The organism is Mucilaginibacter sp. P4_D1, from assembly GCF_056401935.1.
Genome location: NZ_JBFUIJ010000046.1, coordinates 1 through 15,380, shown reverse-complemented (window position 1 = coordinate 15,380; position 15,380 = coordinate 1). Strand labels below are relative to the sequence as shown.

Below are 15,380 nucleotides of genomic sequence, written 5' to 3'. Positions count from 1 at the left end.
AAAAAAGCGGGGTAGGTGGTTGCTTTTCTGCCGTATTTTCATTCAATCCATCAAAATACGAAGCCCGCAGAAATTACAGAAGCCGATAATAAAATTTATCTGTTTACAAAACTGATAATGTTATCCTCAGGCATATCATTCATGCATTTAAAATGCCCCAGCGGACATTTCTCTAACCCGAATTTTGAGCATGGGCGGCAATCGAGCCGGATGCCGGCAACCAGCACATCTTTAACCATATAGGGTTGCACGCCCAGTAGCTCGGGCACGGTGCCGCCCCAAACAGATACAATAGGTTTGTTAAAAGCTTCGGCAATGTGGGTAAGGCCGGTATCAAAACCTATGATGGTTTCGGCCTTGGATACCAGGTAAACCGATTCATCCAGCGAGGTGAGCCCGCAGGCATTATAAATATGAGTATCAATGGCTGTGGCGATAATATCGCCATTGGCTTTAACATCGTTACCGCCCAATAGCACAACCGGCAATTTAAGCCGACTGCAAATACTGATTATTTTTTCATTAGGCATCCGCTTGGTGAAATGCGTGGCACCTATTACAAAGGCGATATAGCCGTTTTGATGAGATGGAGGGAGTATTTTGCTTAGCTGATGCTCGGCTTTTATGTAGTAGTCAATAGGCTTTCCGTCGTTGGTAACGCCCAGGGGCTTTGCGGCTTCCAGGTACCTGTCAACCAGGTGGGTAGGGGCGATTAGCTTTAGTTTAAACTTTAAGCTGAGCCATTTCCTTATAGGTTGCTTTTTGTAGGTGGTGGCTTTTATACCCGTGCGCAGTTTAATAATGGCGGTGCGCAGGTTGTTGTGTAAATCTACAATGTGATCGTACTTTTCGGCCTTAATCTCGCTGATGGTATCTGAAAGGGAAGGCTTTAGCAGCAGTAATTTATCAACATAAGGGTTATTGTCATAAATATACTTAAACCCTGTTTTGGTTAAAAAATGCACTTCGGCATCGGGCACCTGCTTTTTAATACAACGTACAACGGGTGTTGTATATATAACATCACCCATCGAACTAAAGCGGATTACCAGTATCTTCATGTTGCTGCCTTATCAGGAAATTTGGCTCCTGATTTTGTTGATTATCGAAGTTGAGGAATAGCCTTCCACAAAATTAATGGTTTTAACCTCGCCGCCGTTGGCTATCACCTCTTTGGCCCCAACTATATTCTCTACCGAATAATCGGCACCTTTTACCAAATAGTCGGGCAGCAGGGTGCTGATTAAATTTAGCGGTGTATCCTCTTCAAAAACTACTATCGCATCTACAAAAAACAAAGCTGCTAATATCGCTGCACGGCTATTCTGGTCGTTAACCGGCCTGCTTTCGCCCTTGATGCGCCTTACCGAGCTATCGGCATTAAGCCCGATAATCAGTTTATCGCCCAGTTCGGCAGCTTTGGCCAGGTAGGTGATGTGGCCAATATGCAGTAAATCGAACACGCCATTGGTAAATACCACCTTTTGTCCTTCACTTTGCCAGCTTTGTACCTGGCTTTTAAGCGATGTCAGGTCATTAATTTTGCCGGTAAGTGTTTTTTCGAGGTCGATTCTCATGATGTTACTTTGGGGTAGAGACACGTATTTGTGTCTCCGTATGCAAATATGAATGTTTGGCAGGAGACGTAAATATGCATCTCTACATTTTTTAATCAAACAAGTTATCAACCGCCTGGCACATAATATGACCTATCAGGATATGCATTTCCTGGATGCGGGCTGTAGTGTTTGATGGTACCACGATGTTCAAATCGCAGGCTCCGTTCATTTTACCGCCGTCCCGGCCAGATAATCCTAAACTTTTGCAGCCATATTGAGCAGCCGTTTCAAATGCGTTTAAAATTCCCTGGCTGTTGCCACTGGTAGATATGCCTATAAACAAATCGCCGGGCTTGGCAAAGGCTTCAACCTGGCGCGCAAATACCCTATCGTAATGGTAATCATTGGCAATGGCCGTCATTGCTGATGTATCTACTGTTAAAGCTATCCCTGGTAATGCTTTCCGTTCCTTTACAAAACGACCGGTTAATTCGGCTGCCAGGTGTTGTGCATCTGCCGCGCTGCCGCCATTACCTGCAAATAAAACTTTATTGCCGTTTTTGACAGTCGTGGTAATCATCTCACAGGCAGTTTCAATATCGCTTTGCAGTGTATCAATAACCAGTTTTATCGTGTTTTGATGATCTATAAGTTCTTTTAAAACCATTTTATAGTTTTGAATTGTTAATTTTTTAGTTTTCGGATATTCTTATTTGGTTCTAAAAAATCCTTTCGCTTTTAGCTTTCTGCTTATAGCTTTAAGCCTTCAGCTTCTTTCCATGTCTTTAATAATCTCGTCGATGGTTGTTGTGGCGCTGCCTACGTGGCGTATCACTATTGCTGCCGCATGGTTTGCTAATTCACAAGCTTCTTCAACAGACAGGCCCGAGGCAATAAAATAAGCCATGGTTGCTAAAACCGTATCGCCTGCACCGGTTACGTCAAACACTTCGGTTGCTTTTACAGGCAACGCTGTATACTTTGATTGGCTTAGTATTACCATTCCTTCTTCGGATAAGGTAACTACTATATACTCGGTGCCTGTTTGGTCAAAGATAACATTTGATGCTTCTTGCAGGCTTTCGATAGAATTTATCTTTTCTACTTTAGCCGCTTCGGCCAGTTCCTTGCGGTTTGGTTTGATAATAAATGCACCTTTATACTTTTCGTAATTGAGCCCCTTGGGGTCAATTACTACTTTTTTACCGTATTTGGTGGCCTGGATGATAACCCGCTGAGTTAATGATGGTGAAAAAAGACCTTTGTTGTAATCGGACAATATTACCATATCCGCCTGTTCAATATAACTGCCTAATTTATCAATCAGCTCATCTTCAATAGCTGCAGAAACGGTATCCGTTACTTCCCTATCTACCCTCACCAATTGGTGACTGCCCGCCAATACCCTGGTTTTAACCGTAGTAGGGCGGCTGCTATCCTTGATAATACCAAGGGTTTGTACGCCTTCGTTAGCCAGGATATCAAATACCTGTGTAGCTGCCGTATCATCGCCAATTACACCTGCCACAGAAACGCCCGCGCCAAGGGATACCAGGTTTTGCACTACATTGCCTGCACCGCCAAGGGTGTAGGTTTCTTTTTTAACATTTACAATAGGCACCGGAGCCTCTGGCGAAAGCCTTGTGGCACCACCTATTATATAATGGTCAACCATCAAATCTCCTATAACGAGTATTTGTGGTTTTGCACCTGATGATTGTATAGCGTGTACTTTATCTTTTAGTTGGTTCATTTGTTCATTAGTCCATTTTGCTGCGCTGATCATTTCGTTTCGCTGTCATTGGTCATTCGCTGCGCTGTCATTAGTCATTTCGCTGCGCTGTCAATTGGCGTTTTACCTCTTACCTTACGCCGTCCACATTTACCTTTCACCATTTCTCTTCTTTTCAAATACCTTGGTAATCTCTGGTAATGATAACGCGTTTAAGCACATTTCCTTATACAGGCCTCCTTTGCGGGCTGCTAAAATACCATAATGCATGTCCAGGTGGCCTTCCAGGCGGTGGGCATCGGGGTTTATGGATAGCACAACACCTTTTTGCAGCGCGTATTGGTGCCAGCGCCAGTCAAGATCAAGCCTTAGCGGGTTGGCATTTATTTCAATTATCACATTGTTGGCGGCACAGGCGTCAATTACTTTTTTATAATCAATAGGGTAACCTTTACGGCTTAACAGCAACCTGCCTGTAGGGTGGCCCAGTATGGTGGTGTAAGGGTTTTCAATGGCGGTTATCAGCCTTGACGTAGCTTTGGCCTCGTCCATTTTTAATATAGAGTGTACCGATGCTACAATGAAATCGAATTTTTTCAAGATCTCATCCGGGTAATCCAATGCGCCATCGTACAAAATGTCCGATTCGATACCTTTAAATATATGAAAGCCATCCAGCTTTTTGTTCAGGTGGTCAATTTCTTCCTGTTGTTGCAGCACGCGTTCAATGGTCAGCCCCTTTGCATAAAAAGCGCTTTTACTGTGGTCGCACATGCCCAGGTATTCCAGCTTCAGGGTATCCCGGCAGTAAAGGGCCATTTCTTCCACGGTGTTTACGCCATCGCTCCAGGTACTGTGGTTATGCAGGCTGCCTTTTAAATCGTGCCAGTTTATAAGTGTTGGCAGCGTGTTTGTTTCGGCCTTTTCAATAAACATGGTTCCTTCGCGCAGTTCGGGCTGCATCCAGGCCAGGCCTGCTTTGGTATATATGAGTTCTTCAGTCTCGGGTTGCTGAAGCGGGGTATTGATGCGGTCTAAAACGGCCTGTACATGATCATCAGTGCCGGTATTTTTAAAAAGCTCTAAATAATAATCACCTTTTTCTACACAAACAATATCAACCAGTAAGCCATTCTTCAGCTCGCCCGAAATATGGTTTTCGTTCTGCGCAACATTTTGAAGTATTTCCGATGCTAAAAAAGCATCGTAAGCAATCTGCTGATCTATGCTGCCAATAACAATTACAAGTTCGGTAATGATATCATTCAGCCTCCTGAATTCACCGGCAAAATGTTTCAATGCGCCGGGGAATACCGCTTTCACCGCATCCATCAGTTCGTTAGCTTCTTTTTCGACCTGGGCAAACAGGAATTTGCCGTTGCTGGCCATCCTAAACTCGATTGCTTTACGGATTTCTTCCTGTGTTTTCAGTCCGAAACCTTTGGCCTCAATCAGGCGGTTTTCGTTACAGGCGTAAAAAAGTTCTCCTGTGTTTTCAATCCCAAGCTCCCTCCATATAATAGCCACTTTTTTGGGGCCAATGCCTTTAATGTGCATCATCTCTACCACGCCTTCGGGTGTTTGGGCAAGCATTTCTTCCATTTCGGCCATGGTGCCGGTTTCCAGGAGCTCGATGATTTTGCCGGCAATGCTTTTGCCAACGCCGTCAACCTTTTCCAGTTCGGCCAGTGTTTTACCGGCAATAGGGAAGGGCAGCTTATCAACCTTAAAAGCGGCATTAGCTATCGACTTAATTTTAAACGGATTAACCTCATGCAATTCCATGAGTTGCGATAGTAATCGAAGCTTGCGGGCTATGGGTTTATTTTCCATAATTAAATTGAGCGGCAAAAATACAAAAAGCCATTGTAAAGACAGTGTTGTGTGATGGTTTGTTTTGCAGAAGTGCAGATTTCAGATTTCAAATGTGCAGATGATTGAAGGTTAAAATAAAGTTCTGGGGCCTTTATCCAAATTTGTGTGAATTAGACTTTTAGAATGAACAATATCAAAACGAAACTTATGAAGTTTTTTAAACTTCGTAAATTTGATAGTAAGTTGCTAAAGTAATCAATACCATGATCCACATAAACCAGGACGAATTTCAAAAAAAACTCTTGCTTACACAGGTTTATTGTGATATGCAACTCAACACCGAAGGTAAACCGGCAGGTGAGATATTGAGAAGTATTAACCCGGTAATTGACGGAAAAGCTATTTTTTCTTTCAGGCGAGTAAGGTTTTTCGGTGCTTCTGAAGAAGAGATAAGGGTGATTTGGAATATAGACCCCACACAAACTGAGAATGAAATAATTTATGATAAACTGTTTCAACTGCAATTGGTGCGCAAAATGCAAGCCGCTAGCATTTTGAATTCAAATGAAGTATATCAGGGTGAAATAGTAGTTGCAGAGGTAGATTGTGTAATAGTCGACGGATTTTCGGAGAAGGAATCACTTGGCATAATAGATAAACACGATTGTCCGCCCATTGATACCTGGTTTTACATGGCCAGGAATAATTGGGGGCGAATATTGTATGCGTGGATACCTCGAAAATTTGTTCCGCTTGTTAAGGCCGCAACGGAAGTTAATACACTATCTACTGTTGTATGGCTTGATGATTTTATAAAAGACGGCAGGGATAAATTGTTATTGTAAACGTTAAAACCAAAGAATTATGCCCGATTACAACCAAATCCTTTACGCCACCGAAGTGCATTCCGTTGAAGGAATTAAGCAATATTTTATTGATGGAGGAAGCCCAAACGACGTTCATGATGGCGTGCCGCTTTTTACCACCATGGTCGAGATGTATTACCGCAGCCCCAAATTTAAAGATTGTATCCGGGCGTTTATTGATGCCGGTTTGGAGTTTGAAGACCAGGCACTTTTGGCTGTGCTGGCGCATGATGTTGAAAAGTTAAAATCGTGCATTATTAATGATCCACAAATTATACCAAAAACATACGCGATACACCACAATACCTATACGCCACTTACCGGCGCAACTTTGATGCATTACTGCGCCGAATATAATAGCCCTGCCTGTGCCGAAGTGCTGTTGCAATACGGTGCCGATGTTAATGCCAAAGGTGCCCTTGACCAATACGGTTTTGGCGGCCATACACCAATATTCCATACGGTAAATCAAAATGGCAATAGTTCAATTGATATGCTCCACTTCCTGCTGCAAAATGGTGCCGATTTATCAATCACTGTTAAAGGGCTTATTTGGGGTAAAGGGTACGAATGGGAAACCTTGATGCCCGCTGTTAATCCGGTAAGCTACGCCATGATGGGCTCGTTACCCCAGGTTCACCGTAAAGAGGCGACTGTAATGGAAATAGTAAGATTGTTGTTGAAACACGCGTACGGAATTGATTACTTACCAAATAATGTACCCAATGCTTATTTAAAAAGGGGATAGGCTTACTTAAAGGTATAACGTACACATTATTGGATTTGCTAATTTTAAGATATAATTTAGAAAGATGAAAATTGCTATAGCTTCGCCACCAATGCCGGCATCTATTAAAGAGGGTTTGCAACAGGCCGAATTTTTGATCCAGGAAGCTGCAAATCAACAGGCAGAGATCATCTGTTTTCCCGAATCCTATATCCCCGGTTACCCTGCTGAAGAATTTGGGGTAGAAACAAGTTCGCCCGAAAAAATGCGGTTGGCTTTAGCAGAAGTATGCGCCATGGCGGCAACAAATTCAATAACTATTATAATGCCCATGGATTGGTATACCATTGGCGGTGTTTTAAACATAGCCCATGTAATATCAAAAACAGGCGAGGTGTTGGGTTATCAAACCAAAAACCAGTTAGATCCTACTGAAGATAACATCTGGATCCCCGGAACCGAGCGCCATATTTTTGAAGTAAATGGGGTTAAATTTGGTATTACCATATGTCACGAAGGTTTCCGCTACCCCGAATCGGTACGGTGGGCAGCCCGCAATGATGCTAAAATAGTATTTCATCCGCATTGTACGGGCAGTAATATCCAGGGCATTGAGCTTACAGAATGGGGCAGCAAGGACAATCCATATTATGAAAAGGCCATTATGCTAAGGGCAATGGAAAATACCATCTATTTCGCCAGTTCGAACTACGCGTTTAAATATCCCGATTCGGCCAGCTGTATTATTGCACCGGATGGTACATGCGTAGCTCACGAAATTTATGGTAAAATAGGGGTGATTGTTGCCGACATTGATCCTGACTTAGCTACAGGCTTGTTGGCCAGGAGGTTTAAACCACAACTATATATTTAAGTATACTGTCTTCCGGTATATAATATTGCACTATGGTCAATAGTGTTTTCGTTGCCCCAAAAAGCCTTTTGGTAATTCTACCTAAAAAGGCAAGCACTTATACGCGATGTAAAATAGGTAATAATACGTTCGCGTTTGCGTGAATCTCCTGATAGATTTTTTTCGGCGCCTGCCGACTTTAGCCCTTGATTAAACAATAAAGAAATTTTGTTTCAATCAGCATAAGTTTATTTATTAAAAATCTCTAAAATCTATCCAAATGAAAAAGATCTATTTATTACAGTTACTGGCGGTTGTTGTATTGGCAATAACTTCTTGCGGTAAAGACGGAGCAGTAGGCCCTGCCGGGCCTGCCGGTTCACAAGGTACAACCGGTGCTGCCGGAGCAGTAGGCGCAACCGGTGCCGATGGAACCAAAATTTACTCGGGCACTACTGCCCCTGCGGCAACGCTCGGTATCAATGGCGATTTTTACATCAATACCGCAACAAGTGGCTTTTATGGTCCCAAAACCGCCGCTGGCTGGGGTTCGCCTTTTAGCTTAAAGGGAGCAACAGGCGCAACCGGCGCGACTGGTGCGGCCGGTGCGGCCGGGGCCGATGGTTCAACCATTAAAAGCGGCAATGTTGCACCCGGTGCAGCAGTAGGTGCCGATGGCGACTATTATTTGAACACTGCTACCTACTTATTTTACGGGCCCAAAATTGGCGGTACATGGCCGGCCCCAATTAACCTGAAAGGGCCAAAGGGCGATCCCGGTACTGCAAATGTTATTTACTCTGATTGGTTTACACCGCCATCGTATGTAAAAACAACCGTTTTTAGCACAAGCACCTTTACATACAATGTTGTTGAACCCAAAATAACCCAGGATATATTAGATAAAGGCGTTGTGGTGGTTTATGCCAAATTGAATGGCTACAACCCCGTGATCTGGCCAACAGACCAGGTGTCGCCATTGCCTGTTGTAGTTAATTACTTAAGCGGTACAACCCCCGAAATTGATATCTGGTCGGGCCTTTATACATTGGGTAATGTGCAAATCAGCATGAAAAATAACAACAACGTTTATGGCAGTATTTCAAATGCCCATAGTTACAGGTATGTGATTATACCTGGCGGAGTACACATAGCTGCCATCAAATTGAAAAACTATAATGAATTGAAAGCGGCGTTGCATATTCAAGATTAATTATTAGCCTGCTGTAAATAATATTGAACAAACAATGTCGGGTATAATTACTGAGGCATTGTTTGTTTTTTGCATTTAAAAAAGGAAGATCATAAGGTAAAAGGCAAATGGTTTTAACATGTTTATCAAATTACTAAAAATACCTCTTCAATACAGTTCTGTGCATCTTGTCTTCCGGCCAAATCTCTATCCTATAAAAATCATCGCCGTCATCTCCAACTACCGACTCAAGGTTTGACGAATATACTCTTACGCTATAAGTACCTGGGTGCACCCAGATTTCTAATAGAACAGCAGAGGTTGGGCAATCGAGTATTTGTATAATCCCCGATTTTACTACCAAGCCTCCTTCCACAACATGATCAAAGTCACTTAAATCTAACGATGTATTTTTGGTATCTATTAATTCTAATTCGCCTTTTATTGGTCCGTAACATTCGGTACCGACCCCTAACACGCCATCTTCAATTGCAAGCCTATCATCAAAAGCTTCCGCTGTCCGAAAATTATCAGATGCAGTATCGCCCTCAGAACCTTTGTCAAAAATATAGAATTGATTATGCGATGTATAGAAATTAAGATGATGGACCATTATAGATTTAATTRTTTACTAAAATAAGAAGAGCCACCCAATGGGCAGCTCTTCTTTCAAAATATAACATAAAACTTACTTGATCACAATTTCATAGGGCAGCCTGGCCTGTGGGGTGCGCATTATTTGGGTAAGGCCTTTTAATTGCTCGTACACGCGGTAATTATCGCCTAATTCCGATTTCATCATTTTGGTTTTCATCTGGCCGGTTACATCGCTGTCGAGCTGTTTAAAGAAACTTTTTTGCTCGGGGTAGCTTACCAGGTTATAGTTTTTAAGCTTAGCCTTCTTAGCAGCCGATGCAATAGCATCGTTAATATTGCCCAACCGATCAACCAGGCCAATTTTTATAGCCTGTGCGCCGGTCCAAACCCGGCCCTGGCCAATGCTGTTGATGTAGGCTTGTGTTTTGCCACGGCCTGCTGCAACGGCTTTTGTAAAATCGTCATAACCATGGTTCACGTTGTTTTGCAATATCGCCCTTTCTTCTGGAGTTAATGGCCGGCTCACGTCGCCCAAGTCGGCATATTTTCCGGTTTTTACACCATCAAAAGTAACGCCCAGCTTGTCATTAAACAGTTTTTGCATGTTGGGCAATACAGCAAAAATGCCTATCGATCCCGTTATAGTATTAGGTTCGGCAAATATCGAATCGGCCGCACAACTGATATAGTAGCCACCCGACGCGGCGTAATCGCCCATCGATACAATAATGGGTTTCACTTTTTTGGTAAGCGCAACTTCGCGCCATATCACATCAGATGCCAATGAACTGCCACCGGGCGAGTTAACCCGTAATACAACGGCCTTTACTTTGTTGTCTAAACGTACTTTACGGATAGCTTTTGAAATTCTTTCAGATCCGATGCTGTTATCATCGCCCTGGCCGCCGGTTATATCGCCGCTGGCATAAACAATAGCTATGCGATTTTTTGACGAATTATCGTCGTCAGTATTATCGTCGGTTTTACTTTTGGTATACTCATCAAGGTCAACGCTTGCAATATCTTCTTTTTTGCCCTTGCCTGTGCGCTGCCTAAGTTCATCTAATAGTTCGTCCTTATATTTCAGGCCATCTATCAGCTTTAGTTTTACCGCGTCTTCGGGGAATTGAACGCGACCGCTATTGGCATAATTAAACAACGAATCTTTATTAATACCCCGGCTTGTGCTGATGCCTGTTAAAAAATGGTCATATAACGAACCTAAATAGGAGGTAACCTGCAAACGGTTAGGTTCGCTCATTTTGGTGAGGAATAAAGGCTCAACTGCGCTTTTGTAAGTGCCTACCTTAATAATTTGTACCTCGATGCCCAATTTATCAAGTGCGCCTTTCAGGAAGGTAACTTGCTGGCTAAAACCTGTAAATTCAAAAATACCTTTGGGGTTCATGTATACTTTATCGGCAACTGATGCCAGGTAGTAAAAGCCTTGGGTGTAAATTTCAGAGTAGGCGATAACAAACTTGTGCGATTTTTTAAAGTCGATTAATGCATTACGAATTTCTTCGGTGGTAGCCTGGCCCGATGTCATGTAACTTTCGTCCAAAAAGATACCTTTGATGTTGCTATCGGACTTGGCTTTTTTAATGTTGGCCAAAATATCGTTTAAACCGGTTGATTTATCACTGTTTAACCCTAAAAAGCTTAACCCGGCAAGCGGGTTGTTTGGCGTACGCTCGGTTATTGGCGTGGTAAACGCCATGTGTAACACAGAACCGGGCTCAACTTCTACCTCTTTTTCACCGCTGGCGGCAACTATTATACCTACAATTATAAAAACCAGTATCACTGTTGTTAATACTAACCCCAGCATGGTGGCAAAAACGAATTTGAAGAATTGTTTCATTAATGTTATAAATCTGTTTAACTATGCAAACTTAGTAATTCAATACCGTATAGTGGTAAGAGCCTGTTCTATAATATTTGTTACAACATGATTGATGTTTTTTTACTTTTGGGCAGTAACCTTGGCGACAGAAAATTGCTGCTGAATGAGGCAATTGAGCGCATTGAAGCAGATGTGGCGCCCGTACTAAAGGCGTCATCTGTTTATGAAACCCAATCATGGGGCAAAACAGATGCGCCCGACTATTTAAACCAGGTGCTACTGTTGCAAACCGATTTTACAGCGCGGGAAGTACTTGAAAAAATATTGGCAATTGAGCTGTTAATGGGACGCAGGCGCGAAGAAAAATGGGGCTCGCGGACCATTGATATTGATATTTTGTTTTACGGCGATGTCATTATTGATGAACCGGATTTGAAGGTACCACACCCAGAAATGCATAAACGGAGGTTTACTTTAGAGCCTTTGGCTGAGTTGGCGCCCGAATTTGAGCACCCCGGAATAAAAAAAAATATTTTACAGTTAAAAAGTGAACTTATTGATGACTTGGTCGTAAAAAAAGTATAATTTTGAATATTCATAAATCTTTATATGTCAGATATTTCACCAGAACAAGACTTTGATCTTTCTTTCCTATATGAAATTGCCRATGGCAGCGATGAATTTATTGTTGAATCTATTGGTATGTTCCTGGAGCAAACACCACAATTATTGGGTGCTATAACTGCTGCCCTTGAATCGGGCGACTGGACTGAGGCCGGGAAGGCATCGCATAAATTGAAACCTAACCTGGGTTTTTTTGGAATGCCAATAAGCCAGGCTACTATACAGGAAGTTGAATTGGCTTGTAAAGGAGGCGGTCAAAACCCGGCAGAAATTTTTGCCAAATTTAACCAGGTAAAAGCCACTGTTAATGCTAATTTGATTACCCTGCAGCAAATTAAAGCGGAAAAAGAAGCAAGTCTTTAGTTAGGCCAAAGGTAAAAGGTTAAAGGCAAAAGGTTTTCACCGGAAACCGAAAATGAAAAGGGCGAATGATAAAAACTATCATTCGCCCTTTATATTTAATGTCACTTTTTCGATTAGATTGCCAGCAAACCTTTCGCCTTTTTCCTTTCACCTTTTCCCTCAAAAACTAAACTTCTACTACCTTAAAAGTATAGCTTTCCATAATAAGGTTTGCCAATAAGTTTTTGCAGGCTTCGTCTACTTTGCTGTGTGCTGTTTCGGCGCTGTCGGCTTCAAGTTCAAGGGTGATATGTTTGCCAATACGTACGTTTTGAATTTCGGCTAAACCGAGGTTTTTCATGCTTCCGGTTACTGCTTTTCCTTGCGGGTCAAGAATTTCTTTTTTGGGCATTACGTCAATTTCAGCCTGGAATTTTGTCATTTGTGAGTCTTGTTTGAATTAAAGATAAGGTGATGTACATAAATATAACCACCGGAACTGCCACAAATTTAAAAAATAGAATCAGTATTGCCGAAAACATGAGCAGTAAATAACGGAAAATGTTTTTATTGAAGTCGCGGTTCTTGAATTTAAGCGACATCAGCGGCAATTCGGATACCAGCAGGGTACACATGATAACTATAAGTATCGTTAATGTATACGGATTTAGGATAAACCGGGCCAAAACTTCGTACTGTTCGATAATCAATGGCAGCGATGCTATAAATATAGCATTGGCAGGTGTTGGCAGGCCAATGAAGCTATCTGACTGCCGGGTATCATTATTGAATTTGGCCAGGCGTAAAGCCGAAAATACGGTTATTAAAAAAGCCAGGTAGCACAAATACTCGCTGATGTGCGCAATTTGCGGGGCCTTTAAAAACAGTTCATATAATATAGCCGATGGTAAAAAACCAAAGCTTACCATGTCTGCCAGCGAATCAAGGTCTTTGCCTATAAACGAGTAGGAGTTGAGTACCCTGGATGCAAAGCCATCAAAAAAATCAAAAATGGCAGCCAGAAAAATGGCGTACGATGCGATTAATAAATTACCCTGAAAGGCAAACACGATGCCTATACAGCCGCTAAACAGGTTGGCGCAAGTTATGGTATTGGGCAGGTGTTTTCTAACTCGTCTCTTCATTTTGTGTTACGAAGTTATCAGGATTTTATTAAGTAATAATGAAGTTACAAATAATATTTACATTAAATATAACTTCATTACCACTAAAATATTAAGAATTCATCGAAATCAGGAACTCTTCGTTGGTTTTGGTACCCCTTATTTGGGCCTGTAAAAACTCCATTGATTCTTGCGAGTTCATGTCGGCCAGGTGGTTACGCAATATCCAGATGCGTTGCAGCGTTTCGCGGTCAAGCAACAGATCGTCGCGGCGGGTACTTGATGCAGTGATATCAATAGCAGGGAAAATACGTTTGTTTGAAAGTTTACGATCCAGCTGTAACTCCATGTTACCGGTACCTTTAAACTCTTCAAAAATAACCTCGTCCATTTTTGAGCCGGTTTCTGTAAGGGCGGTAGCGATGATGGTTAATGAACCGCCATCTTCGATGTTACGGGCCGCGCCAAAAAAGCGTTTAGGTTTGTGTAATGCGTTGGCATCAACACCACCCGATAGTATTTTACCGGATGCTGGTGCAACTGTATTATAAGCACGGGCCAGGCGGGTAATTGAATCCAAAAGGATCACCACGTCATGGCCGCACTCTACCATACGTTTTGCTTTCTCCAAAACAATATTGGCTATTTTTACGTGGCGCTCAGCAGGCTCATCAAATGTTGATGATACCACTTCGGCGCGTACGCTGCGGGCCATATCGGTTACCTCTTCAGGGCGTTCGTCAATCAGCAATATAATAAGGTACACTTCAGGATGGTTTTTTGCAATGGCATTAGCCACATCCTTTAATAACATAGTTTTACCTGTTTTAGGCTGGGCCACAATTAATCCACGCTGACCTTTACCAATAGGCGAGAACAAATCCATAATGCGGGTTGAATAGTTACCTGCATCAGTGAACAAGCTCAGTTTCTCAGACGGGAAAAGTGGGGTTAAGTGATCAAACGGAACGCGGTCACGAACTTCGGCAGGGATACGGCCATTAATGGCTTCCACACGTACCAAAGGGAAATATTTTTCGCCTTCTTTTGGCGGGCGGATGCTGCCGCGAACGGTATCACCTGTTTTTAAGCCAAAAAGTTTTATTTGCGATTGTGATACGTAAATATCATCGGGAGATGTAAGGTAGTTGTAATCAGATGATCGCAGGAAACCGTAACCATCGGGCATAATCTCCAATACTCCTTCGTTAACAATAACATTATCAAAGTCAAGGTTAATAGCAGGCTCCTGTGCTTTTTGCTGGTTAGGGTTGCCATTGGCGCGCCTGTCAAATTTTTGCGGACGTACCTCAGCAGATGGTACTTCTGCTTTTGGGGCCGATTCACCAGGTTGATTGTCTGGTATTTCGCCGCTTACAGGCGCTGTTGTTGTAGTATCATTTACAAGACTGGCATTGTTCTGGTCGTCCTCTTCCTCTTCAAAATTGTTGGTATCATCCAAGGGTACTTCAACGCGGGGCTGAGTTTTTGGTTTTAACACGCGGGTACGCTTACGTGTTTTTTCACCGGCTTCTTCGGCTACAGGCTCGGCTGTAATCGGTGCATAATTTTGTTCAACAATGTTCTGTTGTACCCTTGCGGCCTCAATTAATTGTTGTTGTTCAATAATACGTGCAATTAGCTGTGCTTTACGTAGTTCGTCGGCCTCAGCAATACCTAAATTTTTTGCAATATCGCGCAACTCTGAAACGAGTTTGTCGTTCAATTCGATTTTATCAGACATGATATGAATTATAGTTCAAAGGGATTTTTAATATCGTAAATAGTTTTCAAACGGTTATAAAACTTCCATGTGCATTTTGGCTTATACGTTGTTACACACGGGGCGTTATAGTAAGAAATTGATCTTGAAGCATTGATTAAATAAACATCCAAACCCACTCAAAACATTAGTTAATAAAAATCGTGGGGTTTTAAATTGTTTCTTTGGTGCAAGAAAAAATTTAAAGGAAAACGATGCAATTCTAAACAATTATTTCTTAATAACAAATTAATTAAATAAATATCTGCACTGTTATAACGTTTAAGCTAAATTTTTAGTTTTTTTGCCATCCGAATATTTAACCCCTCCCTATGATATCG

General features: G+C 42.2%; 16 protein-coding genes. 6 read left to right on the top strand and 10 right to left on the bottom strand.

Annotated features, from left to right (window positions below; all coding sequences use genetic code 11):
- Nucleotides 1-95: 95 nt before the first annotated feature.
- The 5 genes from AC1DV1_RS26100 to AC1DV1_RS26080 form a co-directional block, all read right to left on the bottom strand.
- A complete protein-coding gene (locus AC1DV1_RS26100; RefSeq protein WP_477365845.1) occupies nucleotides 96-1,061 on the bottom strand; it encodes a glycosyltransferase family 9 protein in 966 nt (321 codons plus the stop codon).
- Nucleotides 1,062-1,073: 12 nt separating this feature from the next.
- The gene (rfaE2, locus tag AC1DV1_RS26095) at nucleotides 1,074-1,577 is read right to left on the bottom strand and encodes a D-glycero-beta-D-manno-heptose 1-phosphate adenylyltransferase (protein WP_477365843.1); all 504 of its coding nucleotides are present in this window, start codon (nucleotides 1,575-1,577) and stop codon (nucleotides 1,074-1,076) included.
- A gap of 91 nt (nucleotides 1,578-1,668) precedes the next feature.
- Nucleotides 1,669-2,226 carry a D-sedoheptulose 7-phosphate isomerase gene (locus tag AC1DV1_RS26090; protein WP_477365840.1) on the bottom strand — a complete coding sequence of 186 codons (558 nt, stop codon included), beginning with the start codon at nucleotides 2,224-2,226 and terminating at the stop codon, nucleotides 1,669-1,671.
- Between the two features lie 99 nt (nucleotides 2,227-2,325).
- Nucleotides 2,326-3,345, bottom strand: a complete 1,020-nt coding sequence (gene rfaE1, locus AC1DV1_RS26085; protein WP_477365837.1) for a D-glycero-beta-D-manno-heptose-7-phosphate kinase — start codon at nucleotides 3,343-3,345, stop codon at nucleotides 2,326-2,328.
- A 96-nt stretch (nucleotides 3,346-3,441) separates the two neighbouring features.
- Nucleotides 3,442-5,124, bottom strand: coding sequence for a helix-hairpin-helix domain-containing protein (locus AC1DV1_RS26080; RefSeq protein WP_477365834.1), 1,683 nt, complete (start codon nucleotides 5,122-5,124; stop codon nucleotides 3,442-3,444).
- A gap of 245 nt (nucleotides 5,125-5,369) precedes the next feature.
- Here AC1DV1_RS26080 and AC1DV1_RS26075 point away from each other — a divergent pair, with 245 nt between their 5' ends.
- The 4 genes from AC1DV1_RS26075 to AC1DV1_RS26060 all read left to right on the top strand — a co-directional run bounded on the left by AC1DV1_RS26075 (nucleotide 5,370) and on the right by AC1DV1_RS26060 (nucleotide 8,765).
- Nucleotides 5,370-5,951 (top strand): hypothetical protein, encoded by a 582-nt coding sequence (locus tag AC1DV1_RS26075; protein WP_477365831.1) that lies wholly within the window; start codon nucleotides 5,370-5,372, stop codon nucleotides 5,949-5,951.
- 19 nt (nucleotides 5,952-5,970) lie between these two features.
- Nucleotides 5,971-6,720: an ankyrin repeat domain-containing protein gene (locus AC1DV1_RS26070; protein ID WP_477365828.1), complete on the top strand. Its 750-nt coding sequence runs from the start codon at nucleotides 5,971-5,973 to the stop codon at nucleotides 6,718-6,720.
- A 64-nt stretch (nucleotides 6,721-6,784) separates the two neighbouring features.
- The gene (locus AC1DV1_RS26065; protein WP_477365825.1) at nucleotides 6,785-7,573 is read left to right on the top strand and encodes a carbon-nitrogen hydrolase family protein; all 789 of its coding nucleotides are present in this window, start codon (nucleotides 6,785-6,787) and stop codon (nucleotides 7,571-7,573) included.
- Nucleotides 7,574-7,832: 259 nt separating this feature from the next.
- Nucleotides 7,833-8,765, top strand: coding sequence for a hypothetical protein (locus AC1DV1_RS26060; protein WP_477365822.1), 933 nt, complete (start codon nucleotides 7,833-7,835; stop codon nucleotides 8,763-8,765).
- A 133-nt stretch (nucleotides 8,766-8,898) separates the two neighbouring features.
- On the opposite strand, the gene AC1DV1_RS26055 is transcribed toward AC1DV1_RS26060, so the two are convergent.
- Complete coding sequence (locus tag AC1DV1_RS26055; RefSeq protein ID WP_477365819.1) at nucleotides 8,899-9,357, bottom strand: hypothetical protein; 459 nt, start codon at nucleotides 9,355-9,357, stop codon at nucleotides 8,899-8,901.
- 75 nt (nucleotides 9,358-9,432) lie between these two features.
- A complete protein-coding gene (gene sppA / locus AC1DV1_RS26050; protein ID WP_477365816.1) occupies nucleotides 9,433-11,205 on the bottom strand; it encodes a signal peptide peptidase SppA in 1,773 nt (590 codons plus the stop codon).
- A gap of 87 nt (nucleotides 11,206-11,292) precedes the next feature.
- Between sppA and folK the strand changes: the two genes are divergently transcribed.
- Both folK and AC1DV1_RS26040 read left to right on the top strand, forming a co-directional pair.
- On the top strand, nucleotides 11,293-11,772 hold the full coding sequence (gene folK, locus AC1DV1_RS26045; protein WP_477365813.1) for a 2-amino-4-hydroxy-6-hydroxymethyldihydropteridine diphosphokinase: 480 nt from the start codon (nucleotides 11,293-11,295) through the stop codon (nucleotides 11,770-11,772).
- Between the two features lie 24 nt (nucleotides 11,773-11,796).
- On the top strand, nucleotides 11,797-12,174 hold the full coding sequence (locus tag AC1DV1_RS26040) for an Hpt domain-containing protein (RefSeq protein WP_477365810.1): 378 nt from the start codon (nucleotides 11,797-11,799) through the stop codon (nucleotides 12,172-12,174).
- Between the two features lie 166 nt (nucleotides 12,175-12,340).
- On the opposite strand, the gene purS is transcribed toward AC1DV1_RS26040, so the two are convergent.
- The 3 genes from purS to rho all read right to left on the bottom strand — a co-directional run bounded on the left by purS (nucleotide 12,341) and on the right by rho (nucleotide 15,021).
- Nucleotides 12,341-12,595: a phosphoribosylformylglycinamidine synthase subunit PurS gene (gene purS, locus AC1DV1_RS26035; protein ID WP_090646069.1), complete on the bottom strand. Its 255-nt coding sequence runs from the start codon at nucleotides 12,593-12,595 to the stop codon at nucleotides 12,341-12,343.
- Entirely contained in the window at nucleotides 12,576-13,298 is a 723-nt protein-coding gene (locus tag AC1DV1_RS26030) for a CDP-alcohol phosphatidyltransferase family protein (protein WP_477365807.1), read from the bottom strand. Before AC1DV1_RS26030 ends, purS begins: the two co-directional genes overlap by 20 nt.
- 91 nt (nucleotides 13,299-13,389) lie before the next feature.
- The gene (gene rho, locus AC1DV1_RS26025; protein WP_477365803.1) at nucleotides 13,390-15,021 is read right to left on the bottom strand and encodes a transcription termination factor Rho; all 1,632 of its coding nucleotides are present in this window, start codon (nucleotides 15,019-15,021) and stop codon (nucleotides 13,390-13,392) included.
- Between the last annotated feature and the right edge of the window lie 359 nt (nucleotides 15,022-15,380).

Coding starts and splice junctions, on each gene's coding strand:
- AC1DV1_RS26100 (WP_477365845.1), bottom strand. CDS start 1,061: ATGAAGATACTGGTAATCCGCTTTAGTTCGATGGGTGATGTTATATAT.
- rfaE2 (WP_477365843.1), bottom strand. CDS start 1,577: ATGAGAATCGACCTCGAAAAAACACTTACCGGCAAAATTAATGACCTG.
- AC1DV1_RS26090 (WP_477365840.1), bottom strand. CDS start 2,226: ATGGTTTTAAAAGAACTTATAGATCATCAAAACACGATAAAACTGGTT.
- rfaE1 (WP_477365837.1), bottom strand. CDS start 3,345: ATGATCAGCGCAGCAAAATGGACTAATGAACAAATGAACCAACTAAAA.
- AC1DV1_RS26080 (WP_477365834.1), bottom strand. CDS start 5,124: ATGGAAAATAAACCCATAGCCCGCAAGCTTCGATTACTATCGCAACTC.
- AC1DV1_RS26075 (WP_477365831.1), top strand. CDS start 5,370: ATGATCCACATAAACCAGGACGAATTTCAAAAAAAACTCTTGCTTACA.
- AC1DV1_RS26070 (WP_477365828.1), top strand. CDS start 5,971: ATGCCCGATTACAACCAAATCCTTTACGCCACCGAAGTGCATTCCGTT.
- AC1DV1_RS26065 (WP_477365825.1), top strand. CDS start 6,785: ATGAAAATTGCTATAGCTTCGCCACCAATGCCGGCATCTATTAAAGAG.
- AC1DV1_RS26060 (WP_477365822.1), top strand. CDS start 7,833: ATGAAAAAGATCTATTTATTACAGTTACTGGCGGTTGTTGTATTGGCA.
- AC1DV1_RS26055 (WP_477365819.1), bottom strand. CDS start 9,357: ATGGTCCATCATCTTAATTTCTATACATCGCATAATCAATTCTATATT.
- sppA (WP_477365816.1), bottom strand. CDS start 11,205: ATGAAACAATTCTTCAAATTCGTTTTTGCCACCATGCTGGGGTTAGTA.
- folK (WP_477365813.1), top strand. CDS start 11,293: ATGATTGATGTTTTTTTACTTTTGGGCAGTAACCTTGGCGACAGAAAA.
- purS (WP_090646069.1), bottom strand. CDS start 12,595: ATGACAAAATTCCAGGCTGAAATTGACGTAATGCCCAAAAAAGAAATT.
- AC1DV1_RS26030 (WP_477365807.1), bottom strand. CDS start 13,298: ATGAAGAGACGAGTTAGAAAACACCTGCCCAATACCATAACTTGCGCC.
- rho (WP_477365803.1), bottom strand. CDS start 15,021: ATGTCTGATAAAATCGAATTGAACGACAAACTCGTTTCAGAGTTGCGC.